Source organism: Archangium violaceum Cb vi76 (genome assembly GCF_000733295.1).
Taxonomy (GTDB): domain Bacteria; phylum Myxococcota; class Myxococcia; order Myxococcales; family Myxococcaceae; genus Archangium; species Archangium violaceum.
Window position 1 is genome coordinate 45,376 of sequence record NZ_JPMI01000409.1, and the last position, 8,270, is coordinate 53,645.

Sequence of the window (8,270 nt, forward strand, 5' to 3'; positions counted from 1 at the left end):
GGCGCACGAAGGTATCAGCCGGGGTGATGCGTGCCAGGAGGCCCCGCTGGCCGGAGCCCGGCCGGGGGAGCTTGTAGGGTTCCATGTCGCTGAATGTCATTGGCGAGCGACCCGCGGGTGGGCACGCTACCTTCCAGACGCTATGGCTGATGAACTCGTCAGTGGATTGTTGAAGGAAACCGACCTGCGCGTGGTGCTCGTCACCGCCAGCGAGCTCGCCCGGAGGGCGCGCGAGCTGCACCGTTCCGCGCCGGCCTCGGCCTCGTTGATGGCGGAGGCGCTCACCGCCGGCGCCCTGCTGGGCTCGCTGCAGAAGAGCGACTCGCGCATCAACCTGCAGCTGGAGTGCGACGGTCCCCTGCGGGGCCTCTTCGTGGACGCGGACACCACGGGCGTGCTGCGCGGCTATGCCAAGAATCCCCTCGTGTCGCACCTGGGCGCCGAGGGGGAGTACCACTGGCGTCCCGCGCTGGGGAACAAGGGCTTCCTGTCGGTGCTGCGCGACCTGGGCGGGGGCGAGTACTACCGCTCGGCGGTGGAGCTCGAGGCCTTCGACCTGGCCAAGGATCTGCAGCACTACTTCACCACCTCGGATCAGCTGCCCACGCGCGTCTACCTCACCGTGCTGCCGGGCGTCGTCGACGGCGCCCCCGAGCCGCTGGGCACCGTGGCCGGCATGTTCCTCCAGCCGCTGCCGGATGGGGACCAGGAGGCCTTCCAGGAGCTGGGGGACCGGCTCGCCCGGGACTTCGAGTCCGCCGTGAAGGCGCACGCGGCCCAGGGGGCGGGGGCGCTCCTCAAGGCGTTGGTGCCCCAAGCGGATCTGGAGGTGATGTCCCGCTACCCCCTGTCCTTCACGTGCAGTTGCAGCAAGGAGCGGGTGAAGCGGGCCCTGGTGACCATGGGCCGGGCGGAGTTGGAGGACATCCTCGCCAACGAGGGCGAGGCCAAGGCGGACTGCCACTTCTGTACGACGCACTACGTCGTCACCGGGGAGGAGATTCGCGAGCTTCTGGCGGCGATGGCCCAGGCGACGAGCTGAGCCGGGCCCGGGGCAGGCAGGCGGGCTCCGGCGGGAGTGGCGGCACCGCGCGGCCCGGGGTATGACGCGGCCCGCACCCCAGACCGGAGTCCTCCCCGTGGCCACCAAGCGGGTAACGCCCACCAAGGGTACGAAGGGCAAGCCTTCCCAGAAGCAGCAGGTGGAGAAGCTCGTCTCCATCCCGTCGGACATGGTTCTCGCGCCTCAGGTGGAGGCGCCGCGCCAGCTCACGGGGAGGGACCAGTCCCGCTCCAACCGGAGCGTCCAGGAGTTGTCCTGGGCGGAGTTCGACCGCGCGGTGCAGTCGCTCGCGCGCACCATCAGCCAGTCCTTCAAGCCCCAGGCGGTGGTGGGCGTGGCGCACGGCGGGGTGTTCGTGGGCGGGGCGCTGTCGAGCGCGCTCGGCTGTGACTTCTACCCGGTGCGCATCAGCCGCCGCAGCCGGGACAAGGGCGCGGCCAAGCCGAAGCTGAGCGGGGAGATGCCGCGCGAGCTCAAGGGCAAGCGCGTGCTCATCGTGGACGATGTCGTCTCCAGTGGCGACACGCTGGAGCTGGCCACGGCGCTGGCCCAGAAGGTGGGGGCCAAGGAGGTGAACACCGCCTCGCTGGTGGCCCGGCCCGGGGGCTTCACCCCGAACTTCTGCGCGTTGCCCACCGAGGCGCTCGTCGTGTTCCCGTGGGACTACGAGTCCGTCACCGAGGACGAGCGCTTCGACGTGGACCCGGACAAGGCGGGCGCCTAGCCGGGAGGGAGAACCAGGGGCGAGATGATCATCGGCACCGCGGGGCACATCGATCACGGCAAGACGTCACTGGTCAAGGCGCTCACCGGTATCGATACCGACAGGCTCAAGGAGGAGAAGCGCCGGGGGATCACCCTCGAGCTGGGCTTCGCGCACCTGAAGCTCGACGATGGCACGGTGGCGGGCGTGGTGGACGTGCCCGGGCACGAGCGCTTCGTCAAGGCGATGGCGGCGGGCGCCGGCGGGGTGGACCTGGCGGTGCTGGTGGTGGCGGCGGACGAGGGGGTGATGCCCCAGACGCGCGAGCACCTGGACATCTGCCGGCTGCTCGGCGTGAAGGCCGGGGCCATCGCGCTCACCAAGTCGGACCTGCTGGTGGAGCTGGGCGCCGAGTGGCGTGCGCTGGTGGAGGCGGACCTGGCCACGCTGGTGGCGGGCACCTTCCTGGAGGGCGCGCCGGTGGTGCCCGTGTCCTCGAGGACGGGGGAGGGGCTGGACGCGTTGCGGGCCGCGCTCACCCGGGTGGCGAGGGGACTGTCCTCGCGACCCTCGGAGGGCCCCGCCTTCCTGCCGGTGGACCGGGCCTTCACCATCAAGGGTTTTGGCACGGTGGTGACGGGCACGCTGCTGTCGGGCACCTTCGCGGTGGAGGACGCCGTGTCCCTGCTGCCGGGCCTGCCGGGCCCGTTGCGCGTGCGCGGGCTGCAGATGCACGGCGAGGCGGTGCGGAAGGTGGCGGCGGGCCAGCGCACCGCGGTGAACCTGACGGGCGTGGAGCCCGAGGCGATTGCTCGTGGCATGGTGCTGGTGAAGGCCGGCGAGGTGCCCGAGACGCGCATGCTGGACGTGGAGCTGAGCCTGCTGCCCGCGGCGGAGGAGGGGCTTCCCAAGCGCCGCAAGCTGTTGCTGCACCTGGGCACCGCGCAGGTGGAGGCCACGGTGGCACTGTTGGACCTGGAGAAGCTGGAGCCGGGAGAGACGGCGCTCGCGCAGCTGCGGCTGTCCGAGCCGTTGGCGGCGTTGCCGGGCCAGCGCTTCATCCTCCGGGGCTCGCGCGCGTTGCCGGGCCGGGGCGCCACGCTGGCGGGTGGACGCGTGCTGTCCATCATGCCGCCGCGCCGCCGCAAGGGGGGCGCCGAGGTGGTGGCGCCGCTGCTGGAGGCGGACGCGGGAGGCCAGGTGGCGTGGTTGCTGCGCCAGTCGGGCTACCGGGGCCTCACGCAGCAGGAGCTCTTCGCCCGCTCGGCGCTCGCGCCCAAGGTGCTCTCGAGGACGCTGGAGCTGGTGGGCGCGCGGGGCACGGCGTTGCTGGTGGACCGGGAGAAGCGGCTGTACGTCTCGGGCGAGGTGTTCGAGGGCCTGCGGGCGCGTGCCCTGGCGCTGCTGGCGGCCTTCCACGAGCGTGAGCCGCTGCGCGAGGGCCTGTCGCGCGAGGAGCTGCGCCAGCGGCTGTCGGGCGAGCTGGACGCGCGGCTCTTCACGCGGGTGGTGCAGGCGCTGACGGACGCGGGGAAGGTGGAGGTGGACAAGGAGGTGGTGCGCCTCAAGGGGCGTGGCCGCACGCTGTCGCTGGACGAGGACGCGGCGCGCACGCGGCTGGTGGCGGACCTCTCCGCGGCGGGCCTGGCGCCCCCCACGCTCAACGAGCTGGCCGAGCGGCTGCGGCTGCCGGCGGCCCGGGTGCAGGAGCTGCTCAAGGTGGCGATGGCCGAGGGCCGGGTGGTGCGGGTCAGCGAGGAGCTATTCTTCGACACGGGAGCGCTGGCGGAGCTGAAGGAGCGGCTGGTTGCCCACCTGCGCGAGAAGAAGGAGATTTCCACCCAGGCCTTCAAGGAACTGGTGGGGCAGAGCCGGAAGTTCGTGATTCCCCTCTCGGAGTACTTCGACCGCGAGAAGGTAACGCTGCGGGTCGGAGAGAAACGGGTGCTGCGGCGCGCATGAGGACGAAGCGTTACAGCGAGACGGGACTGCGAGAGCTCATCGAGTCCTTTGGCAACCCCATGTACGTGGCGCACGGGGGCCGGGTGTTGGTGGCCAACGAGGCCTACCTGGAGATGCTGGGGCGGAGCCGGGAGCAGGTGGAGGGCCAGCTCTTCCTGGAGTTCGTGCGTCCGGAGGACCGGGCGCGGCTGGAGGTGCGCCAGCGGCAGCGGGAGGAGGGGACGCTGACGGAACGGGAGCCCCCGCGCTACCTGATGCCGAGGCCGGACGGTGGGGTGCTGGAGGTGGCGTCCCACGTGCGGTTGGTGGAGGTGGAGGAGGTGGGCCCGGCGATGCTCATCAACTGCCTGGTGCTGGGGCAGCGGCCGGCGGAGCTGGTGGTGGCCGAGCGCCTGGTGGAGACGAGCGCGGAGCTCGTCGCGGCACGTTCGGAGGATGCGGTGCGGCGGGTGGCCCTGGCGGGCCTCACCCACGCGGGCTTCACCGCGAGCTTCCTGGTGCGCGATGGGGAGCGTTTCCTCGCCCGGGACGGAGCCCTGCCTCCGGAGGATGGGGCGCTGGGACTGCGGGCCTTGTCCGAAGGGCGGCCCGTGTTCGGCCCCTCGCGGGATGAAGCCACTCCCGTCTACCTTCCGCTGGGCACCACGCTGTCGGAGGTGTTGTGGGTGGCCAAGGTGGGGTTGTCCCCGTCCTACGGCTCGGTGCTGGCGCTCTTCGCCAAGGTGGTGGGCGCGGCCCTCACCGACGCGCGGCTGCTGACGGACGTGGAGCGGGGCCGGTGGGAGATGGTGGCGGTGGCCGAGGCGGCGCGCTTCGTCGCCCAGCCCGAGCCGCCCTCGCCCGAGGACTTCCTCTCGCGCCTGGCCTCGCTGCTCGGCGCGGAGGCCGTGCTGCTGTACTCGCCTCGGATGCCCGAGGGCGAGCTCGTCCTCGCGGCGCAGGTGGGGCTGGATGGGGAGCTGCAGGTGAGGTTCGCCGTGCCGCTGGGCGGCCTGTCGCCGTCCACGGTGGTGGCCCGGGGCGCCGTGCTCTCCAACGAGGCCGAGGAGCGCGTGTTGCTGGAGGCCACGGGCGGCCGTCTGGGCTGTGGCGCGGTGGTGCGTCTGGCGCATGGCGGCCACGCGCGGGGGCTCCTCCAGGTGCTGCGTCCGCCCGGCCGCCCCTTCGTCGGCGCGGACCTGCGGCTGCTGGGCACGTTGTCCGAGCTGTTGATGACGCTGTTGGATCAGCGCCGCCTGCGCACCGAGTCCGCCCGGCAGCTCGCGGACACGCGCCTGCTGCTGGACCTGGCGCGGACCACCACCGCCACCCTGGAGGTGGCCAGCATCCTGGACGTGGCGTCGGACTCCCTCGTGAAGCTGCTGGACGTCTCCAACTGCTTCATCCTCCTGCATGACGAGCAGGCCGGGGTGCTGCGGGGCGCCGCCGCCTCCGCCACCCACCGCGACTTCTTCCGCACCGTGGTGATTTCGCTGGATGACCCTGGCAGCGTCGCCGCGCGCGCGGCCCGCGAGCGCCGGCCGATCTCCATTCCGGACCTGTCGAAGGTCGAGGGCATGGAGAAGCGCGCGCTCGTCCGCCGCTTCGAGGAGAAGGCCCTGCTGGCCCTGCCACTCACCTCGCGCGAGGAGCTCATCGGCGTGGTGCTGGTGGACGACACCCGCCAGCCGCGCACCTTCGATACCGCCTTCATCGAGCTGGCCGAGGCCACGTGTGGGCAGATCTCCCTGGCCATCGCCAATGCCCGGCTCTACGAGTCGCTCTGGGCCTCGTACGCGGAGCTGGCCGCCGCGCGCGCGGAGATGGTGCAGCGCGAGCGCTTCTCCGCGCTCGGCGATCTGTCCGCCATCGTGGCCCACGAGGTGCGCAATCCGCTGGGCGTCATCTTCAACGCCGTGGCCTCGCTGCGCCGCCTGCTCAAGGCAGAGGGCGACGCGGCCATGCTGCTGGACATCCTCTCGGAGGAGAGCGACCGGCTCAACCGCATGGTGGGGGACCTGTTGGATTACACCCGCCCGCGCGAGACCATTTTACAGCCCGAGGACGTGCCCCAGGTGCTCCAGGACGCGCTGGACTTCGCGAGTACCCAGCAACAGGGCTCCTCCCACCACGTCACCCTCGCGGTGGACGTGGCGGAGGACGTGCCCCGCGTGCCGATGGATCGGCGGCTCATCCGCCAGGCGCTCGTCAACGTGCTGGTCAACGCCATCCAGGCCATGCCGCAGGGCGGGGTGGTGCAGGTGCGCGCCCGCCGCGAGGCCCATGGCAACAAGGACGTGCTGCGCATCGACGTGGCGGACCAGGGCTGTGGCATCCCCACCGAGTTGGCTCACCGCGTCTTCGAGCCCTTCTTCACCACCAAGGCCCAGGGCACGGGCCTGGGGCTCGCCGTGGTCAAGCGCAACGTCGAGGTGCACCACGGCGAGCTGGCCCTGGAGAGCAAGCCGGGCCGTGGCACCACCTTCACCTTCCGTCTTCCCCTCTCCCAGCCGACGAGCCCGCCGTGAACGACGCATCCAAGCCCCTGACTCGTGATTGCATCCTGGTCGTGGACGACCAGCGGAACATGCGCGCCACCACCGCGCTGCTCCTGCGTACCGATGGCTACACCGTCCTCGAGGCCGCCACGGGGGATGAGGCGCTCGCCACCCTGTCGAACACACGGGTGGACGTGATGCTGACGGACCTGAAGATGGAGCCCATGGACGGGCTCACCCTGCTGAAGAAGGCGCTGGAGGTGGCCCCGCACCTGCAGGTCATCATGATGACGGCCTTCGGCTCCATCGAGACCGCGGTGCAGGCCATGCGCGAGGGGGCGTTCGACTACGTCACCAAGCCCTTCAAGGAGGCGGAGCTGCGCTACCGGGTGGAGCGCGCCCTGGAGCGGGCCCAGATGCAGACGACGGTGGACCTGCTCACCGGCGAGTTCAACGAGCGTCACGGCCTGAGCGCGCTGGTGGGCCGGAGCCCGGCGATGCGCGAGCTGACGTCGCGCCTGACGCGCGTGGCGCAGAGCGACGCCACGGTGCTGGTGCAGGGCGAGAGCGGCACGGGCAAGGAGCTGGTCGCCCGCGCGGTGCATGCGCACAGCCGGCGCAAGGACAAGCCCTTCGTCCCCGTCAACTGCGCCGCCATCTCCGAGACGCTGTTGGAGAGCGAGCTGTTCGGCCACGCCAAGGGGGCCTTCACCGGGGCGGTGCGGGCCCGGCGGGGCCTCGTGGAGGAGGCGGACGGCGGCACCCTCTTCATCGACGAGGTGACGGAGACGACGCCCGCCTTCCAGTCCAAGTTGCTGCGCACGCTGCAGGAGGGCGAGGTGCGGCGCGTGGGCGAGTCCACCTCCACGAAGGTGGACGTGCGGATTGTCGCCGCCACCAACCGGGACATCGAGCTGGAGGTGCGCGAGAAGCGCTTCCGGCAGGACCTCTACTACCGGCTCAACGTGGTGACGCTGCGGGTGCCGCCCCTGCGCGAGCGCCTGGAGGACGTGCCCGAGCTGGTCGAGCACTTCCTCAAGCGGGCCAATGCGCGCAGCCCCAACCCGAAGCGGCTGTCGGAGGCCGTGGTGGGGCACCTGACGGGCTACAGCTTCCCGGGCAACGTGCGCGAGCTGGAGAACCTGGTGGAGCAGGCGGCGGCGCTGGCGGAGGGCGTGGAGTTGCTGCCCGAGGACTTTCCGCTGCCCCCCAACGCTCGCGTGGAGGCCAGTGGACCGGTGGGGAGCCCACAGGTGTCCTCCCCGGACACCGGCATGCGGATGCCCACGCTGGCCGAGGCGGTGGAGGAGGCCGAGCGGCGGGCCATTGCCCAGGCCCTGGAAAGGCACGGGGTGGACCTGGGCCGCGTGGCCGAGGAGCTTTCCGTCTCCTCCACCACCCTGTGGCGGAAGATGAAGCGCCTCAACCTGCGTCCGTCCGGGGCGGATCATCGCGACTGAATCCGCACGGGGGATGTCCGGAAGGGGACACCCCGCCAGGAATGAAATGCCCCTTCAATCCTGAAAAACAGAAGTGCTTGAGATGATTGCGGATTTTCACTTCTGCAAACGGATTGCAGGGATGCAATGGGCAGCGCGGGGCCTCGGAAGCCACTTGGATTGCTAAGTGCTTGAAGTTACTGGACTCTGAGATTCCAGAAGCGCTGGCACGGTGAGTGCTAAGGAATATAACCGGAGCACGTCGATGTAGCGCTGAAGAGGTTCCCCCCCACCACTTCAGTGTCTCCGATGAGCTTAATTTAGAAGAACCCGCGGCCCGGCCCCCTTCTTGAGGGTGCCGGGCCGCCTTCTTTTCGGGCCTCGAGTTCCAGCTCCGGAGCCTTTTCAGATCTGCAAGGGCATTTCAGGGCTGCAATGCAGGGCTGCAAGCCGCTCCGGCGCCGAGGACTGGCTCGAAACGCCAGACACCTGGAATCACTGGGGATTCGAGCGCTGGAAGGGCTGGCACGGCGGCTGCTATAGGGTAGACACAGAGCACGTCGAAGTGAGGCTGAAGAGGTTCCCCCCCACCGCTTCAGCACCTTCAGGTGAGCTTCCGAGAAGAA

General features: G+C 70.5%; 5 protein-coding genes. All 5 read left to right on the forward strand.

Going from position 1 to position 8,270, the window contains the following annotated elements; genetic code table 11:
* The first annotated feature begins 142 nt into the window (after positions 1-142).
* The 5 genes from hslO to Q664_RS49560 all read left to right on the forward strand — a co-directional run bounded on the left by hslO (position 143) and on the right by Q664_RS49560 (position 7,665).
* Positions 143-1,042 (forward strand): Hsp33 family molecular chaperone HslO, encoded by a 900-nt coding sequence (hslO, locus tag Q664_RS49540; RefSeq protein ID WP_043413946.1) that lies wholly within the window; start codon positions 143-145, stop codon positions 1,040-1,042.
* A 97-nt stretch (positions 1,043-1,139) separates the two neighbouring features.
* Positions 1,140-1,787, forward strand: coding sequence for a phosphoribosyltransferase (locus tag Q664_RS49545; protein ID WP_043413983.1), 648 nt, complete (start codon positions 1,140-1,142; stop codon positions 1,785-1,787).
* Between the two features lie 24 nt (positions 1,788-1,811).
* Entirely contained in the window at positions 1,812-3,728 is a 1,917-nt protein-coding gene (selB, locus tag Q664_RS49550) for a selenocysteine-specific translation elongation factor (protein WP_043413949.1), read from the forward strand.
* Positions 3,725-6,235, forward strand: a complete 2,511-nt coding sequence (locus Q664_RS49555) for an ATP-binding protein (RefSeq protein WP_043413951.1) — start codon at positions 3,725-3,727, stop codon at positions 6,233-6,235. Before selB ends, Q664_RS49555 begins: the two co-directional genes overlap by 4 nt.
* Before the next feature lie 41 nt (positions 6,236-6,276).
* Entirely contained in the window at positions 6,277-7,665 is a 1,389-nt protein-coding gene (locus Q664_RS49560) for a sigma-54-dependent transcriptional regulator (RefSeq protein ID WP_043413985.1), read from the forward strand.
* The last annotated feature ends 605 nt before the right edge of the window (positions 7,666-8,270 follow it).